This is a genomic window from Stutzerimonas stutzeri (assembly GCF_000935215.1).
GTDB lineage: Bacteria > Pseudomonadota > Gammaproteobacteria > Pseudomonadales > Pseudomonadaceae > Stutzerimonas.
Genome location: NZ_JXXD01000117.1, coordinates 1 through 15,466, shown reverse-complemented (window position 1 = coordinate 15,466; position 15,466 = coordinate 1). Strand labels below are relative to the sequence as shown.

Sequence of the window (15,466 nt, the reverse complement as noted above, 5' to 3'; positions counted from 1 at the left end):
CAATGGTGCCGACGTTGACGTGCGGTTTGTTACGTTCGAACTTTTCCTTAGCCACGACAGTAAACCTCTTACTTAAAGGGCTGAATCAACCTTGTTTTTTGACGAGCGTCTCGACGATATTCGCCGGCGCCTCAGCGTATTTGGAGAATTCCATGGAGTAGCTCGCGCGACCCTGAGACATGGAACGAACGTCGGTTGCATAACCGAACATTTCCCCAAGCGGAACCTCGGCACGGATAACCTTGCCGGAGACCGAGTCTTCCATACCCTGGATCAGACCACGACGACGGTTCAGGTCACCCATTACATCGCCCATGTAGTCTTCAGGGGTCACTACTTCAACCTTCATGATCGGCTCAAGCACTTTACCGCCGCCCTTACCGGCCAGCTGCTTGGTCGCCATGGAAGCTGCAACCTTGAACGCCATCTCGTTAGAGTCGACGTCATGGTAGGAACCATCGAACACGGTAGCCTTCAGGCCGATCAGCGGATAGCCGGCGACAACGCCGTTCTTCATCTGCTCTTCGATACCCTTCTGGATCGCCGGGATGTATTCCTTCGGAACCACACCACCTACCACTTCGTTGGTGAACACCAAGCCTTCAGTGATATTGCCCTTTTCATCCACGTCTGGAGTGGAGAAACGGATCCAGCAATGACCGAACTGGCCGCGACCACCGGACTGACGAACGAACTTACCTTCGATCTCGACATTGTCCTTGGTGATAGTTTCGCGGTAAGACACCTGCGGCTTGCCGATGTTGGCTTCGACGTTGAACTCGCGACGCATACGATCGACAAGGATGTCGAGGTGAAGCTCACCCATACCCGAGATGATGGTCTGACCAGTTTCTTCGTCGGTCTGAACACGGAACGATGGATCTTCCTGAGCCAGCTTGCCCAGCGCGATACCCATCTTCTCCTGGTCAGCCTTGGTCTTCGGCTCAACGGCTACCGAAATTACCGGCTCAGGGAAGTCCATGCGCTCGAGAATGATCGGCTTGTCGATCGAGCAGAGCGTGTCACCCGTGGTGACATCCTTCATGCCGATCAGAGCAGCAATATCACCCGCGCGACACTCCTTGATCTCTTCACGCTGGTTGGCGTGCATCTGCACCATCCGACCCACGCGCTCCTTCTTGCCCTTGACCGAGTTCATCACCGAGTCACCGGAAGAGAGAACGCCGGAGTAGACGCGAGCGAAGGTCAAGGTACCGACGAAGGGGTCGGTAGCGATCTTGAACGCCAGAGCGGAGAAAGGCTCTTCATCGTTGGCGTAACGCTCATCGGTCAGCTCTTCGTTATCCGGGTTTACGCCCTGGATAGCGGGAATTTCAGTCGGCGCAGGCAGGAAGTCGATAACGGCATCGAGAACCAGAGGCACGCCCTTGTTCTTGAACGAGGAGCCACAGACCGCAGGAACGATTTCACAAGCAATGGTGCGCTGACGCAGACCAGCCTTGATCTCTTCGACGGTCAACTCACCACCTTCGAGATACTTGTTCATCAGCTCTTCATTGGCCTCGGCCGCAGCCTCGATCATGTTCGAGCGATACTCTTCGGCGAGTTCCATCAGCTCTGCCGGAATTTCTTCCTCACGGTAGCTGGTGCCCTTGTCCTCATCGTTCCAGTAGATGGCCTTCATCTTGATCAGATCGATCTGACCTTCGAAGTTCTCTTCGGAACCAATGGCGAGCTGAACCGGCACCGGGGTGTGACCCAGTCGCTGCTTGATCTGACCAACTACGCGCAGGAAGTTGGCTCCCTGGCGGTCCATCTTGTTCACGTAGACGATACGCGGAACACCGTACTTGTTGGCCTGACGCCATACGGTCTCGGACTGCGGCTCAACGCCGGAAGTACCGCAGAATACAACCACAGCACCATCGAGAACGCGGAGCGAGCGCTCCACTTCAATGGTGAAGTCAACGTGGCCGGGAGTATCGATGACGTTGACGCGATAGTTGTCGTACTGACCGCGCGAACCCTGCCAGAAGGTCGTTACAGCAGCAGAGGTAATAGTAATACCACGCTCCTGCTCCTGAACCATCCAGTCGGTAGTCGCTGCACCGTCATGCACTTCACCCATCTTATGGCTGAGGCCGGTGTAGAACAGAATCCGCTCCGTCGTGGTGGTCTTGCCCGCGTCGACGTGGGCGCAGATACCGATATTACGGTAGCGGTTGATAGGGGTAGTACGGGCCACAATAAGGTCCTCGTAAAAGTTGCGCTTGATTTAGAAGCGGTAGTGCGAGAAGGCCTTGTTGGCTTCAGCCATACGGTGCACGTCTTCACGCTTCTTGACTGCAGCGCCTTTACCTTCAAAAGCATCCATAAGCTCGCCTGCAAGGCGCAGCGCCATGGATTTCTCGCCACGCTTGCGCGCAGCGTCTACCAGCCAGCGCATGGCCAGGGCATTGCGACGGGAAGGACGAACTTCGACCGGAACCTGGTAGGTAGCACCGCCAACACGGCGGGATTTGACTTCGACCAGCGGAGCGATGGCATCGAGTGCTTTTTCGAAGATTTCCAGGGGATCGCTGTTCTTGCGCTCCTTCACCTTGTCCAAGGCACCATAAACGATACGCTCGGCAACGGCTTTCTTGCCGCTTTCCATCACGTGGTTCATGAACTTGGCCAGGATCAGACTTCCGTATTTCGGATCGTCAAGGATCTCGCGCTTGGCTGCTACACGACGTCTTGGCATTGATAAGCCCTCAAACGGTCTTCAGGTTAGCTCGGAACGGTAACGCACAGGCTACGTCCGACCTTACTCTTATCGACTCAAATAAATAGAAATGCTGCTTACTTCGGACGCTTGGCGCCGTACTTGGAACGACCCTGCTTACGGTCTTTCACGCCGGAAGTATCCAGCGAGCCGCGCACGGTGTGGTAACGCACACCCGGAAGGTCTTTTACACGACCGCCACGGATCAGCACCACGCTGTGCTCTTGCAGGTTGTGACCTTCACCGCCGATGTACGAGGCGACTTCATAGCCATTGGTCAGACGAACACGGCAAACCTTACGAAGTGCAGAGTTCGGTTTCTTCGGCGTGGTGGTGTACACACGAGTGCACACGCCACGACGTTGCGGGCAGTTTTGCAGCGCAGGGACGTCGCTTTTCTCGACGACCCGCTTACGCGGCTGACGTACCAGCTGGTTGATAGTTGCCATCTACTAGCTCCACTGTTGTCTTTCGACACAAACGAAAAATGGCAGGGCACGAAGCCCCGCCAAATTAGGGGTACGAGAGTCTAAAGAGCTTCTCGCCCACCGTCAAGGCAGGCCCCGGCTTGTAACCGAGGCCAAGCACTTTAGTTACCGCTGGAGTTCAACGCCTCGGTCAGAGCTGCTTCGACCTCATCGGCGCTCACGCGAACGGGCTTGTCGGCTTCACGCTTGCGCTTACGCTCGCTGTGATACTGCAGGCCCGTACCAGCTGGAATCAGGCGACCCACGACTACGTTTTCCTTGAGACCGCGCAGATAATCGCGCTTGCCAGTAACGGCAGCCTCGGTCAGAACACGCGTTGTCTCCTGGAACGACGCCGCAGAAATGAACGACTCGGTCGACAACGATGCCTTGGTGATACCCAGAAGAACGCGGACGTACTTGGAGACGAACTTGTCGTCGTCGCTCAAACGCTCGTTTTCTTCCAATACCTGGGTCAGCTCCATCTGGTCACCCTTGATGAAGCTGGAATCGCCCGACTCACTGATCTCAACCTTGCGCAGCATTTGCCGCAGGATGGTCTCGATGTGCTTGTCGTTGATCTTCACGCCTTGCAGACGGTACACGTCCTGAATTTCATTGACGATGTACTTGGCCAGCGCACTGACACCCAAGAGACGAAGGATGTCATGCGGGTTGCTCGGGCCATCAGAGATGACCTCGCCCTTGTTCACCTGCTCGCCTTCGAAGACGTTCAGGTGACGCCACTTCGGAATCAGTTCCTCGTACGGATCGCTGCCGTCTGTAGGCGTGATCACCAGGCGGCGCTTGCCCTTGGTTTCCTTACCGAAGGAAATCGTACCACTGATTTCCGCCAGGATGGACGGCTCCTTCGGACGACGTGCTTCGAACAAGTCAGCAACGCGCGGCAGACCACCGGTGATATCGCGGGTCTTCGAAGTTTCCTGCGGGATACGTGCGATGACGTCACCCACGTTGATCTCGGCACCGTCAGCCACACCCACCAGGGCGTTAGCCGGCAGGAAGTACTGAGCAGGCACGTCGGTACCCGGCAGCAGCAGTTCCTTACCATTTGCGTCGACCATCTTGATCGCTGGGCGAATGTCTTTGCCCGATGCCGGACGGTCCTTAGGATCCATCACTTCGATGTTGGTCAGACCGGTCAACTCGTCGGTCTGGCGCTTGATGGTGATGTTCTCTTCCATGCCGACGAAGGTCACGACACCCTTCATCTCGGTGACGATCGGGTGAGTGTGCGGGTCCCACTTGGCGACCACAGCACCCGCATCGACCTTGTCGCCTTCCTTGACGGAAATCACCGCGCCGTACGGCAGCTTGTAGCGCTCGCGCTCACGGCCGAAGTCGTCAGCCACCGCCAGCTCACCGGAGCGGGATACCGCCACCAGCGCACCATCGGCACGTTCAACGTGCTTCAGGTTATGCAGACGAATGGTGCCGCCGTTCTTCACCATGACGTTGTCGACAGCAGAAGTACGGCTGGCCGCACCACCGATGTGGAACGTACGCATGGTCAGCTGAGTACCCGGCTCACCGATGGACTGCGCAGCGATAACGCCCACTGCCTCACCGATGTTCACCTGATGCCCACGGGCCAGGTCGCGGCCGTAGCACTTGGCGCAGATACCGTAGCGGGTTTCGCAGGAAATCGGCGAACGCACGACCACTTCGTCGATGCTGTTCAGCTCGATGAAGTCGACCCACTGCTCGTCGACCAACGTACCAGCCGGCACCAGTACATCATCGGTGCCCGGCTTGAGCACGTCACGCGCGATCACGCGGCCAAGTACGCGCTCACCCAGCGGTTCGACGACGTCACCGCCTTCAATGTGCGGGGTCATGAACAGGCCCTGCTCGGTACCGCAATCGACCTCCGTGACCACGAGATCCTGCGCAACGTCGACGAGACGACGAGTCAGGTAACCGGAGTTCGCGGTTTTCAGAGCGGTATCCGCCAGACCCTTACGAGCACCGTGAGTGGAGATGAAGTACTGGAGTACGTTCAGACCTTCACGGAAATTCGCGGTAATCGGCGTTTCGATGATCGAGCCGTCCGGCTTGGCCATCAGACCACGCATACCGGCGAGCTGGCGAATCTGCGCAGCGGAACCCCGCGCGCCCGAGTCGGCCATCATGTACATCGAGTTGAACGAGTCCTGCTCGGCTTCGTTACCATCACGATCAATGACCTTCTCCTTGGAGAGGTTGGCCATCATCGCCTTGGAAACTTCATCGTTGGCCTTGGACCAAAGGTCGATCACCTTGTTGTACTTCTCGCCCTGGGTTACCAGGCCGGAAGCGTACTGGCTTTCGATCTCCTTAACTTCCTCGGTTGCCGCATCGATGATGCGTGCTTTCTCATCCGGAATGACGAAGTCATTCACGCCGATGGAAACACCGGAGATAGTCGAGTAGGCGAAACCGGTGTACATCAGCTGGTCGGCGAAGATCACAGTGTCCTTCAAGCCAACAGTGCGGTAGCACAGGTTGATCAGCTTGGAGATTGCCTTCTTCTTCATCGGCTGGTTGACCACGTCGAACGACAGGCCGGCCGGCACGATCTGAAACAGCAGCGCGCGCCCCACAGTGGTGTCGACGATACGGGTGTTCTTGGTGATGCTGCCGTCACGATCCTTGATGGTTTCGTTGATGCGCACCTTCACCCGGGCGTGCAGCGACGCTTCGCCGGCGCGGAAGACACGGTCGACTTCCTGCAGATCCGCGAAGACCCGGCCTTCACCCTTCGCGTTGATGGCTTCACGGGTCATGTAGTACAGACCCAGAACCACGTCCTGCGACGGAACGATGATCGGCTCGCCGTTGGCTGGCGAAAGGATGTTGTTGGTCGACATCATCAGCGCGCGCGCTTCGAGCTGGGCTTCCAGGGTCAGCGGCACGTGCACGGCCATCTGGTCACCGTCGAAGTCGGCGTTGTACGCGGCGCAGACCAGCGGGTGCAGCTGAATCGCCTTGCCTTCGATCAGCACCGGCTCAAACGCCTGGATACCCAGACGGTGCAGGGTCGGTGCGCGGTTGAGCAGGACGGGGTGTTCGCGAATGACTTCGGCGAGAACGTCCCAGACCTCGGGCAACTCGCGCTCTACCATCTTCTTGGCCGCCTTGATGGTGGTGGCCATGCCGCGCATTTCGAGCTTGCCGAAAATGAACGGCTTGAACAGCTCGAGAGCCATCTTCTTCGGCAGACCGCACTGATGCAGACGCAGAGTCGGACCCACGGTGATCACGGAACGACCGGAGTAGTCCACGCGCTTACCGAGCAGGTTCTGACGGAAGCGACCCTGCTTACCCTTGATCATGTCAGCCAGGGACTTCAGCGGACGCTTGTTCGAGCCGGTGATGGCTCGACCGCGCCGGCCGTTATCCAGCAACGCATCGACGGCTTCCTGCAGCATGCGCTTCTCGTTGCGCACGATGATGTCCGGCGCCGACAGGTCGAGCAGACGCTTCAAACGGTTGTTACGGTTGATCACGCGGCGATACAGATCGTTGAGATCCGAAGTCGCGAAACGACCGCCATCCAGCGGAACCAACGGACGCAGATCCGGCGGCAGTACTGGCAGCACGGTGAGGATCATCCACTCCGGCAGGTTGCCCGAGCCGTGAAACGCTTCCATCAGCTTCAGCCGCTTGGAGAGCTTCTTGATCTTGGTTTCGGAGTTGGTCTGCGGGATTTCCTCGCGCAGGCGACCGATTTCGTGCTCCAGGTCGATCTGGATCAACAGCTCGCGCACAGCCTCGGCACCCATGCGGGCATCGAAGTCGTCACCGAACTCTTCCAGCGCTTCGAAGTACTGCTCGTCATTAAGCAGCTGACCCTTCTCCAGGGTAGTCATGCCCGGATCGATGACGACATAGCTTTCGAAATAGAGCACGCGCTCGATGTCGCGCAGAGTCATGTCCAGCAGCAGACCGATACGGGACGGCAGCGACTTCAGGAACCAGATGTGGGCGACCGGCGAAGCCAGCTCGATGTGCGCCATGCGCTCGCGGCGTACCTTGGCCAGTGCGACTTCCACACCACACTTCTCGCAGATGACACCGCGGTGCTTGAGGCGCTTGTACTTACCGCACAGGCACTCGTAGTCCTTTACCGGACCAAAGATCTTGGCGCAGAACAGACCGTCGCGCTCCGGCTTGAACGTACGGTAGTTGATGGTTTCCGGCTTCTTTACTTCACCGAAGGACCAGGAACGGATCATCTCGGGCGAAGCCAGGGCAATCTTGATGGCATCGAACTCTTCGATTTGACCCTGGTTTTTCAACAGATTCAGCAAGTCTTTCAAGGCCTTTCCTCCTCACGGACCTGCGACACCCGGCCAGTGCCGGGCGCCGCGCAGGCGGTGCGTGGTTATTCGGTTTCCAGATCGATATCGATACCGAGCGAGCGGATCTCTTTGATCAACACGTTGAAGGACTCCGGCATGCCGGCCTCCATACGGTGATCGCCGTCCACGATGTTCTTGTACATCTTGGTCCGCCCGTTCACGTCGTCCGACTTGACCGTGAGCATTTCCTGCAGGGTGTACGCGGCGCCATAGGCTTCCAGCGCCCAAACCTCCATCTCCCCGAAACGCTGACCACCGAACTGGGCTTTACCACCCAGCGGCTGCTGGGTAACCAGGCTGTAGGAACCGGTGGAACGCGCGTGCATCTTGTCGTCGACCAGGTGGTTCAGCTTGAGCATGTACATGTAGCCGACCGTGGTGGTGCGCTCGAATTTGTTGCCGGTACGACCGTCGAACAGCTGCATCTGACCGCTTTCTGGCAGATCAGCCAGCTTCAGCATGGCCTTGATCTCGCGCTCCTTGGCTCCGTCAAATACCGGAGTAGCCATCGGAACGCCCTTGCGCAGGTTGTTGGCCAGGTCCAGCACTTCCTGATCGCTCAGGTCGTCCAGATTTTCCTGACGGCCGCCGATCTCGTTGTAGATCTCGTGCAGGAACTTGCGCAGCTCGGCGACCTTGCGCTGCTCTTCGAGCATCAGATTGATCTTCTCGCCCAGGCCCTTGGCGGCGAGGCCCAGGTGGGTTTCGAGGATCTGACCGACGTTCATACGCGACGGTACGCCAAGCGGGTTGAGCACGATATCGACCGGTGTGCCGTTGGCGTCATGCGGCATGTCTTCGACCGGCATGATCACCGAGACGACACCCTTGTTACCGTGACGACCAGCCATCTTGTCGCCCGGCTGGATGCGACGCTTGATCGCCAGGTAGACCTTGACGATCTTCAGTACGCCCGGCGCCAGGTCGTCGCCCTGCTGCAGCTTGCGCTTCTTGTCTTCGAACTTGTCGTCGAGCAGCTGACGGCGATCGGAGATGTAGGCCTGAGCCTTTTCCAATTGCTCGTTCAGCGCATCTTCGGCCATGCGCAGCTTGAACCACTGCCCATGCTCCAACCCGTCAAGGATCTCGTCAGTGATGACAGCACCTTTCTTGAGGCCGGCACCGCCCTCGGCAGTCGCGCCAACCAGAGCCGAGCGCAGGCGTTCGAAGGTAGCGCCTTCGACGATACGGAACTCCTCGTTGAGGTCCTTGCGGATCTCGTCGAGTTGCATCTTCTCGATAGCCAGCGCACGGGAGTCGCGCTCGACACCGTCGCGGATGAAGACCTGCACGTCGATAACGGTACCTTTGGTGCCAGTCGGCACACGCAGGGAGGTGTCCTTCACATCGGACGCCTTCTCACCGAAGATCGCGCGCAGGAGCTTCTCTTCCGGAGTCAGCTGGGTTTCGCCTTTCGGAGTCACCTTGCCGACCAGGATATCGCCCGGGCCGACTTCGGCACCAACGTAGACAATACCCGCCTCGTCCAGCTTGTTCAGCGCCGCTTCGCCCACGTTCGGGATGTCCGCGGTGATTTCCTCTGGACCGAGCTTGGTGTCACGCGACACACAGGTCAGTTCCTGGATATGGATAGTGGTGAAACGATCTTCCTGAACCACACGCTCCGAGAGGAGGATGGAGTCTTCGAAGTTGTAGCCGTTCCAAGGCATGAACGCGACGCGCATGTTCTGCCCGAGCGCCAGCTCCCCCATATCAGTGGAAGGGCCGTCAGCCATGATGTCGCCACGCTCCACCACGTCACCCTTGCGAACCAGCGGACGCTGGTTGATGCAGGTGTTCTGGTTGGAACGGGTGTACTTGGTCAGGTTGTAGATGTCGACACCCGCTTCGCCGGTCTCGACCTCCCCATCATGAACACGTACGACTACACGGCTCGCGTCGACTGAATCGATCACACCGCCACGACGGGCAACCACGCAAACGCCGGAGTCGCGCGCCACGTTGCGCTCCATACCAGTACCGACCAGCGGCTTGTCCGAACGCAGAGTCGGCACCGCCTGACGTTGCATGTTCGAGCCCATCAGAGCGCGGTTGGCGTCGTCGTGCTCGAGGAACGGAATCAGCGAGGCAGCGACGGAAACGACCTGCTTGGGCGACACGTCCATCAGGGTCACGTCTTCGGGAGCCTTGACGGTAAATTCGTTCAAGTGACGTACAGCAACCAGTTCGTCGACCAGCTTGCGACCTTCCAGCTTGGCGCTGGCCTGAGCAATAACATGGTCGGCTTCTTCGATCGCCGAGAGGAACACGATCTCATCAGTGACCTCGCCTTCCTTGACCACGCGGTACGGGCTTTCCAGGAAGCCGTACTGGTTGGTGCGAGCATAGGCAGCCAGTGAGTTGATCAGGCCGATGTTCGGACCTTCAGGAGTCTCGATCGGGCATACGCGACCGTAGTGGGTCGGGTGTACGTCACGCACTTCGAAGCCGGCGCGCTCACGGGTCAGACCACCCGGGCCAAGTGCGGAGACACGGCGCTTGTGGGTGATTTCCGACAGCGGGTTGTTCTGGTCCATGAACTGCGAAAGCTGGCTGGAACCGAAGAACTCCTTGACCGCCGCCGCAACCGGCTTGGCATTGATCAGGTCCTGCGGCATCAGGCCTTCACTTTCGGCCATCGACAGACGCTCCTTGACGGCGCGCTCGACACGGACCAGACCAACGCGGAACTGGTTCTCGGCCATCTCGCCAACGCAACGAACACGACGGTTACCCAGGTGATCGATGTCGTCAACGATGCCCTTGCCGTTACGAATATCGACCAGGGTCTTGAGGACGGCGACGATGTCTTCGCGGCTCAGAACGCCCGAACCCTCGATCTCGGTACGACCGATACGACGGTTGAACTTCATCCGACCCACAGCGGACAGGTCGTAGCGCTCCGAGGCGAAGAACAGATTGTTGAACAACGTCTCGGCTGCATCCTTGGTTGGCGGCTCGCCAGGGCGCATCATGCGATAGATCTCGACCAGCGCTTCAAGCTGGTTGGTGGTCGAGTCGATCTTCAGCGTATCGGAAATGAACGGACCGCAGTCGATATCGTTGGTGTACAGGGTCTCGAAACGAACGACCTGAGCCTTGACGATCTTCGCCATGGCATCAACCGTCAGCTCGGTGTTGCACTCCGCGATGATTTCGCCGGTGGCCGGATGCACGATCGCCTTGGCAACGGTGCGCCCCAAGACGTAGTCCATCGGCATCTCAAGCTCTTTGATACCGGACTTATCGAGCTGATTGATGTGACGAGCCGTGATGCGACGCCCCTGCTCGACGATGACCTTGCCGTTCTCATCCTTGATGTCGAACGTGGCGATCTCGCCACGCAGACGCTGCGGCACCAGCTCCAGCGCAAGGGTTTCGCCCTTCACATGGAAGATGTTGGTGTCGTAGAAGGCATCGAGAATTTCTTCGGTGCTGTAATTCAAAGCGCGCAGAAGTACCGAAGCGGGCAGCTTGCGGCGACGATCGATACGGACGAATACGGCATCCTTCGGATCGAATTCGAAGTCCAGCCAAGAGCCACGGTAAGGAATGATACGAGCAGAATACAAAAGCTTACCGGAGCTGTGAGTCTTGCCACGGTCGTGATCGAAGAACACGCCCGGCGAGCGGTGCAGCTGGGAGACAATAACGCGCTCGGTACCGTTGATGATAAAGGTACCGTTCTCGGTCATCAGGGGGATTTCCCCCATGTAGACTTCCTGCTCCTTGATGTCCTTGATGGCCTTGTTCGACGACTCTTTGTCGAAAATGATCAGGCGCACCTTGACGCGCAGCGGAACGGCGAAGGTCACGCCGCGCAGGACACATTCCTTGACATCGAAAGCCGGCTCGCCCAGGCGATAGCCGACGTATTCCAGCGCTGCATTGCCGGAATAGCTGATAATCGGGAAAACGGATTTGAAGGCTGCATGCAAGCCAATGTCGCGGAACTGATCTTTGGTCGCTCCCGCCTGCAGGAATTCGCGGTACGAATCCAGCTGGATGGCCAAAAGATACGGCACGTCCATCACGTGCGGTAACTTGCTAAAGTCCTTGCGGATACGTTTTTTCTCAGTGTATGAGTAAGCCATCAGCGTTCCCCAGCTTGGTCACCTGCTTGTTGGCTTCTCCCGACGGGAGCAGCCAGAAAATCTTGCGAATCCCTTGATTCGCACCACCCTAAAGTGGCTTTCCGAGGAATAGCCAGCAGGGCTGACTTTCCATAACGGAAAAAGGCCGGTGGCAAAAGCCACCAGCCATCAGCCTTTCGCGAGTCGCTCGGGCTGTAGACGCAAAGTCGTCGCTTACTTGAGCTCGACTTTGGCGCCTGCTTCTTCCAGAGTCTTCTTGGCTGCTTCGGCTTCTTCTTTCGAAACGCCTTCCTTGACCACGCCCGGGGCGCCGTCAACGACAGCCTTGGCTTCTTTCAGGCCCAGACCGGTCAGCTCGCGAACAGCCTTGATCACGTTGACCTTCTTTTCGCCAGCTTCAGCCAGAACGATGGTGAACTCGGTTTGCTCTTCGACAGCAGCAGCAGCCGGGCCAGCAGCAGCAACGGTGGCAGCAGCAGCGGTCACGCCGAACTTTTCTTCCATTGCCTTGATCAGTTCAACAACCTGCATCACGGACATTTCGGAAACGGCGTTGATGATATCTTCGTTGGTCAGAGCCATGACTCTAGTTCCTGTATTAGGTGACGGCCTACGGCCATCTAATTCAAAAAGTGATTGCGAAAGAATCTACGCTATTACGCGGCAGCAGCTTCTTTCTGGTCGCGAACGGCCGCCAGTGTACGAGCCAGCTTGCTGGTGGCGCCTTGGATAACGCTCATCAGCTGAGAAATGGCTTCGTCGTAGGTCGGCAGAGTTGCCAGTACGTCGATCTGGTTGGCTGCGAGGAACTGCCCCTCGAACGCAGCGGCCTTGATCTCGAACTTGTCCTGACCCTTGGAGAACTCCTTGAAGATACGAGCAGCAGCGCCCGGATGTTCGTTGGAGAACGCAATCAGGGTCGGGCCTTTGAACACGTCATTGAGCACTTCGAACTGCGTGCCATCAACAGCGCGGCGCAGCAGGGTGTTACGTACAACACGCACGTAAACACCAGCTTCGCGGGCCTCTTTACGGAGTCCGGTCATGGCCCCCACGGTCACGCCACGGGCATCAGCCACGACAGCGGACAGGGCGGCTTTGGCAGCCTCGTTGACTTCAGCGACGATGGCCTTCTTGTCTTCGAGTTTGATTGCCACGGGTTACACTCCTGGATGTTACCGTTTCATCCGGTCGAAACCGGACTGGATTTGGTGTCTGATTCGGTACGAATCGGGAGCACCTCTGCGTAGGCTTGCGGTTTAAGGCTTTCGCCGCCTACGGTCTTGGATAGCCCCCGCCAGGCAGGGACCCCAATCTTTGCAGGCGCCCCCGAAGGGGCGCCGTCGCCTTACGCTTCCAGGGAAGCCTGATCGATGACCAGTCCCGGACCCATGGTGGTGCTCAGGGTCACGCGCTTGACGTAAATACCTTTGGAAGTCGACGGCTTCAGACGCTTAAGATCCGAAAGCAGCGCTTCGACGTTCTGCTTCAGCTGGCCAGCCTCGAAACCAACCTTACCCACCGAGGTATGGATGATGCCGTTCTTGTCGGTACGGAAACGTACCTGACCAGCCTTGGCATTCTTGACGGCGGTAGCGACATCTGGAGTTACGGTGCCTACCTTCGGGTTTGGCATCAGACCACGCGGACCAAGAATCTGGCCCAACTGACCAACAACACGCATGGCGTCCGGCGAGGCGATGACTACGTCATAGTTCAGATCGCCACCTTTCATTTCGGCAGCCAGCTCGTCCATACCAACGCGATCTGCGCCAGCGGCCAGTGCGGCCTCAGCACCGGGACCCTGAGTGAACACGGCAACACGAACGCTCTTGCCAGTACCATTCGGCAGAACGGTTGCGCCACGAACGACCTGGTCGGATTTACGCGGATCAACACCCAGATTGATCGCGATATCGAACGACTCGGCGAACTTAACAGCCGAAACCTCAGCCAACAGCTTTGCGGCATCTTCGAAAGCGTACTGCTTGCCGGCTTCGACTTTCTCGGCGATAGCCTTCTGGCGCTTGGTCAACTTAGCCATTACACACCCTCCACGTTCAGGCCCATGCTGCGAGCGGAACCAGCGATGGTCCGAACAGCAGCCTCCATTTCGGCAGCAGTCAGATCAGCCTGCTTGGTTTTGGCGATCTCTTCCAACTGCGCACGAGTGACGGTGCCGACCTTCTGGGTGTTGGGGCGAGCGGAACCGCTGGTGATACCAGCAGCTTTCTTCAGCAGCACCGCAGCCGGAGTACTCTTGGTTTCAAAGGTGAAACTACGATCGCTGTATACAGTGATGATCACTGGAGTTGGCAGACCGGGCTCCTGGCCCTGGGTCCTGGCATTGAATGCCTTGCAGAACTCCATGATGTTTACGCCGTGCTGACCCAAGGCAGGACCAACGGGCGGCGACGGGTTAGCCTGACCGGCCTTTACCTGAAGCTTGATGTAAGCTTGAATTTTCTTAGCCATATTTACTCCATTACGGGTTATAGCGCCTTTCGGCTCCCCATTACTGATTTATCCCAGTGACGACAAAACCCCGCAGCCTGAAACTGCGGGGTGAGGGATGCTTCGTTCAGTTAAACCTTCTCGACCTGACTGAACTCCAGCTCTACTGGCGTAGAGCGACCGAAGATCAGAACCGCGACCTGGATCCGACTCTTCTCATAATTAACCTCTTCAACCACACCATTGAAGTCAGCGAAGGGGCCATCCGCCACCCGCACCACCTCACCCGGTTCGAAGAGCGTCTTCGGCTTCGGCTTGTCACTTCCGTCAGCAACGCGACGAAGGATAGCCTCGGCCTCTTTATCGGTAATGGGTGCCGGCTTGTCAGCCGTACCACCAATGAAACCCATTACTCGAGGAGTATCCTTGACGAGGTGCCAAGTACCCTCACTCATTTCCATCTGAACCAGAACGTAACCAGGGAAGAACTTTCGCTCACTCTTGCGCTTCTGCCCGTTACGCATCTCGACCACCTCTTCGGTGGGAACGAGAATCTCGCCGAACTCATCTTCCATGCCGGCAAGCTTGACACGCTCAACAAGAGAGCGCATGACGTGCTTCTCGTAACCCGAGTAAGCATGCACAACATACCAACGCTTAGCCACGAGACACCCTTAACCAACAACCATGGAGACCAACCAACCGAGCAGGGAATCAAGCCCCCACAACAGCAGCGCCATCACCAAAACAACAACAACAACGATCAACGTTGTCTGCGTGGTTTCTTGACGGGTCGGCCAGACGACCTTGCGAATCTCGCCACGCGCTTCTTTCAGCAACACAGCGAACGAACGCCCTTTGGACGTCTGCAAAGCAACAAACGCAGCAACTACGCCTATCGCCAGCACTGCAAGGACACGATAGAGAATCGGCTCAGCGGAGTAGTATTGGTTACCAACCACAGCAACCACCACCAAAGCAGCCACAACAAGCCACTTCACCAGATCGAAGCGCGCGTCATTGGCTTCAGCTTTGATATTCATCTGCTAGAACCTTGTAAAGACTGCCAAATTCGATATTGAAAATGGCAGGCCAGGAGGGAATCGAACCCCCAACCTGCGGTTTTGGAGACCGCCGCTCTGCCAATTGAGCTACTGGCCTAGAAAGAGTCAGGCCGACTATTATGCCGACCCGCTTCAAACAGATCAATCGTTATTCGACGATATTGGCAACCACGCCAGCACCAACGGTACGACCACCTTCGCGAATTGCGAAGCGCAGGCCGTCTTCCATGGCAATCGGCTTGATCAGGGTGACAACCATTTTCACGTTGTCGCCCGGCATTACCATCTCAACGCC

Annotated in this window: 12 protein-coding genes and 1 tRNA gene; all 13 read right to left on the bottom strand. The window is 57.6% G+C overall.

The features are described from left to right. Positions 1–85 precede the first annotated feature (85 nt). Positions 86–2,206, bottom strand: coding sequence for an elongation factor G (gene fusA, locus LO50_RS13200; protein WP_044315283.1), 2,121 nt, complete (start codon positions 2,204–2,206; stop codon positions 86–88). 30 nt (positions 2,207–2,236) lie between these two features. Next, a complete protein-coding gene (gene rpsG / locus LO50_RS13195) occupies positions 2,237–2,707 on the bottom strand; it encodes a 30S ribosomal protein S7 (protein ID WP_003280834.1) in 471 nt (156 codons plus the stop codon). 98 nt (positions 2,708–2,805) lie between these two features. Continuing rightward, positions 2,806–3,177, bottom strand: a complete 372-nt coding sequence (gene rpsL / locus LO50_RS13190) for a 30S ribosomal protein S12 (RefSeq protein WP_003280832.1) — start codon at positions 3,175–3,177, stop codon at positions 2,806–2,808. A 140-nt stretch (positions 3,178–3,317) separates the two neighbouring features. Continuing rightward, complete coding sequence (gene rpoC / locus LO50_RS13185) at positions 3,318–7,517, bottom strand: DNA-directed RNA polymerase subunit beta' (RefSeq protein ID WP_014821635.1); 4,200 nt, start codon at positions 7,515–7,517, stop codon at positions 3,318–3,320. 65 nt (positions 7,518–7,582) lie between these two features. Continuing rightward, positions 7,583–11,653 (bottom strand): DNA-directed RNA polymerase subunit beta, encoded by a 4,071-nt coding sequence (gene rpoB, locus LO50_RS13180; RefSeq protein WP_014821636.1) that lies wholly within the window; start codon positions 11,651–11,653, stop codon positions 7,583–7,585. Positions 11,654–11,866: 213 nt separating this feature from the next. Next, positions 11,867–12,235 (bottom strand): 50S ribosomal protein L7/L12, encoded by a 369-nt coding sequence (rplL, locus tag LO50_RS13175; protein WP_003293014.1) that lies wholly within the window; start codon positions 12,233–12,235, stop codon positions 11,867–11,869. Positions 12,236–12,309: 74 nt separating this feature from the next. Continuing rightward, complete coding sequence (gene rplJ / locus LO50_RS13170) at positions 12,310–12,810, bottom strand: 50S ribosomal protein L10 (RefSeq protein WP_003280824.1); 501 nt, start codon at positions 12,808–12,810, stop codon at positions 12,310–12,312. Positions 12,811–13,001: 191 nt separating this feature from the next. Then, on the bottom strand, positions 13,002–13,697 hold the full coding sequence (gene rplA / locus LO50_RS13165; RefSeq protein WP_023445635.1) for a 50S ribosomal protein L1: 696 nt from the start codon (positions 13,695–13,697) through the stop codon (positions 13,002–13,004). Further along, positions 13,697–14,128, bottom strand: coding sequence for a 50S ribosomal protein L11 (gene rplK / locus LO50_RS13160; RefSeq protein WP_003280820.1), 432 nt, complete (start codon positions 14,126–14,128; stop codon positions 13,697–13,699). The genes rplA and rplK overlap by 1 nt, the downstream gene beginning before the upstream one ends. Positions 14,129–14,238: 110 nt before the next feature. Further along, the gene (gene nusG / locus LO50_RS13155; protein WP_014821638.1) at positions 14,239–14,772 is read right to left on the bottom strand and encodes a transcription termination/antitermination protein NusG; all 534 of its coding nucleotides are present in this window, start codon (positions 14,770–14,772) and stop codon (positions 14,239–14,241) included. Between the two features lie 9 nt (positions 14,773–14,781). Continuing rightward, positions 14,782–15,150 carry a preprotein translocase subunit SecE gene (secE, locus tag LO50_RS13150; RefSeq protein ID WP_014821639.1) on the bottom strand — a complete coding sequence of 123 codons (369 nt, stop codon included), beginning with the start codon at positions 15,148–15,150 and terminating at the stop codon, positions 14,782–14,784. Positions 15,151–15,192: 42 nt separating this feature from the next. Beyond that, positions 15,193–15,268, bottom strand: a tRNA-Trp gene (locus LO50_RS13145). A gap of 51 nt (positions 15,269–15,319) precedes the next feature. Then, positions 15,320–15,466 (bottom strand): EF-Tu C-terminal domain-related protein (locus LO50_RS24180; protein WP_487006726.1); only part of this gene is annotated, 147 nt, incomplete at its 5' end.

Excerpts from the sequence above, each read along its gene's own strand:
- rpoB (WP_014821636.1), bottom strand. The coding sequence starts at position 11,653 with ATGGCTTACTCATACACTGAGAAAAAACGTATCCGCAAGGACTTTAGC.
- rplA (WP_023445635.1), bottom strand. The coding sequence starts at position 13,697 with ATGGCTAAGTTGACCAAGCGCCAGAAGGCTATCGCCGAGAAAGTCGAA.
- secE (WP_014821639.1), bottom strand. The coding sequence starts at position 15,150 with ATGAATATCAAAGCTGAAGCCAATGACGCGCGCTTCGATCTGGTGAAG.
- rpsL (WP_003280832.1), bottom strand. The coding sequence starts at position 3,177 with ATGGCAACTATCAACCAGCTGGTACGTCAGCCGCGTAAGCGGGTCGTC.
- rplL (WP_003293014.1), bottom strand. The coding sequence starts at position 12,235 with ATGGCTCTGACCAACGAAGATATCATCAACGCCGTTTCCGAAATGTCC.
- rplK (WP_003280820.1), bottom strand. The coding sequence starts at position 14,128 with ATGGCTAAGAAAATTCAAGCTTACATCAAGCTTCAGGTAAAGGCCGGT.
- rpsG (WP_003280834.1), bottom strand. The coding sequence starts at position 2,707 with ATGCCAAGACGTCGTGTAGCAGCCAAGCGCGAGATCCTTGACGATCCG.